Below are 2,014 nucleotides of genomic sequence, written 5' to 3'. Positions count from 1 at the left end.
CATGGTGGCGAACACGCCGTGGAAGTCGCCTTCCATCCGTGCGGTCAGGTCGCCGCGGGCGATGGCGCGCAGCAACTCGGACACTTCACCGAGGTTGTTGTCGGTGGTCTCCATCAGCTGGTTCAGGCCGCCAACCATCTCGCGGAAATCGTACTGGTACTTGTCCACGTCGCCACGCTGGCTGAAATCACCGGAGGACGCCGCGCGTGCCAGGCGCTTGATCTCGACGTTGATGGCGGACAGGCTGGCCTTGGTGGCGTCCATGGTCTCGGTCAGTACGGCCTTCTCGCCGGGCAGGCGGTCCATGTCCACCGACAGGTCGCCGATCGAATAGCGTTGCATCACGTCCACCAGTCGCATCTTCACCGCGATATGCGATGCCACCAGCGTATTGGTGTCGCGGACCATGCGGCCGTAATCGCCGGGGAAGCCGCTGTCGTCGATGCGGAAGCTGATCTGGCCTTCGTCGTGGCGACGCGTCATCTCGGTCTGCGCGGCGATCACGGCCTTCACCCGCGTCTGCACATGGTGCATGGCGCTGAGCAGTTGGCCGACTTCGTCATGGCGCCCGGTGTCGATCCGGCCGTCCAGCTTGCCTGCGGCAACATCCTCGGCGATGGCGACCGCCGCACGCAGCGGGCGCGAGACGACGCGGCGCACGCCCATCGAGGTAAGCACGCCGATCACGACCAGCGCCGCCAGCGACAGCGCGACGATCGCGATGGTCAGCGCACGGCTGGATGCCAGTACATTGGCGCGCGGCTCGACCGCCACCAGCGCCCACTTCCACGGTGCGAAGCGTTTCACCGCCACCAGCGCGGGCACGGCTTCGTCGCCGGATTTGGCCGCGAGGTCGAGCACCGCGTGGCCCTGATCCTGCTCCAGCAGGGCCTTCATCGCCGGCATCGAGTCGGCGGACACCACGGACGCGTAGGGCGACTCCTGGCTGGAGGGGTGCGCCACGAGCGTGCCCTGGTGGTCTCCCTCGGCGAGGTCGACGACGAAGAAGTAGCCGGCTTGTCCCAGCGTCGTCGTACGCAACTTGTCCTTCAGCGCGGCCAGGCCGTCACCGTAGTTCTGGCCGACGAACAGGATGCCGACGGTCCTGCCTTCGGCATCCTGCAGGGGTTGGTAATGGGTCATGTAGTCGCGGCCGAACAGGCGTGCGCGCCCGGTGTACGGCTTGTCTTCCAGCATCAGCGCGTAGGCGGGGTTCTTGTGGTCCAGCGCGGTGCCGATGACGCGCGCGCTCTCGGTGTTGCGAAGGGAAGTGGTCGCGCGGATGAACTCGTCGCCATCGCGGACGAACAGTGTGGCGACGACGCCCGTCGCTTCGGTGAAGCGGTCGACGGCGGTGAAGTCGAGGTTGACCGACTGCTCGCCGAAGCGCAGCGCGGGGACCTCGATGTCGCCGATCGGCGTACTGCTGCCGGCATCCACCGAGACGTCGCCGGAAGGCAGCGCCGCACGGAAACTGCTGGCCATCCGTTGGGTGGCCTCCGTCAGGGTGTTGTCGTAGAGCGCAATGGATTCCTGCATCACCCGCGCGGCGACATCCAGGTCGGCGAGCGCGCGCTCCTCGATGGCGCGACTGGATTGCCGCTGGACCACGAGGGCAAGGAGGGTGAGGACGATGGCCACGGCAAGCGTGACCTGGAACGAAAGTTTGCTACCGAGCGAAAGACGCGCGAATCGAGTCATAGGGCAGGGGGTAGGTGATGAGTGGCCTCCTCGATATCGGCGTTAGCGTGACGCGATTTAGTAAATGGACTTACTTTCCCGACGAGCGGTAGGGGCATGCCTGTCAGAACGGCGGGAACGACCACGGCCCGGATGGTCCGGGCCGTGGTTCGCGATGGGCCCGGTCGCTGCGCGCTTGCTCAGAACTCCTGCCAGTCGCCCTCGGCGAACGCCGGCTCCGGCGCACGGGCGACGGGTTTGCGGGCGATGGCCTTGGCGGCGGCCGGCGTGGGCGAAGACGCCTTGGGTGCGGCGGCGATCGCCTTGCGTACCG

Annotated in this window: 1 protein-coding gene; it reads right to left on the bottom strand. The window is 66.9% G+C overall.

Annotation, left to right across the window (positions count from 1 at the left end):
• On the bottom strand, positions 1 to 1,641 hold a 1,641-nt coding region (locus AX730_RS02715; protein WP_198146992.1), incomplete at its 3' end, for a Cache 3/Cache 2 fusion domain-containing protein.
• Positions 1,642 to 2,014 lie beyond the last annotated feature (373 nt).

This window comes from Pseudoxanthomonas mexicana, from assembly GCF_001556105.1.
Taxonomy (GTDB): Bacteria; Pseudomonadota; Gammaproteobacteria; order Xanthomonadales; family Xanthomonadaceae; genus Pseudoxanthomonas_A; species Pseudoxanthomonas_A mexicana_A.
The sequence above is the reverse complement of the archived record's forward strand: the minus strand, read 5'-3'. Positions and strand labels throughout refer to the sequence as shown.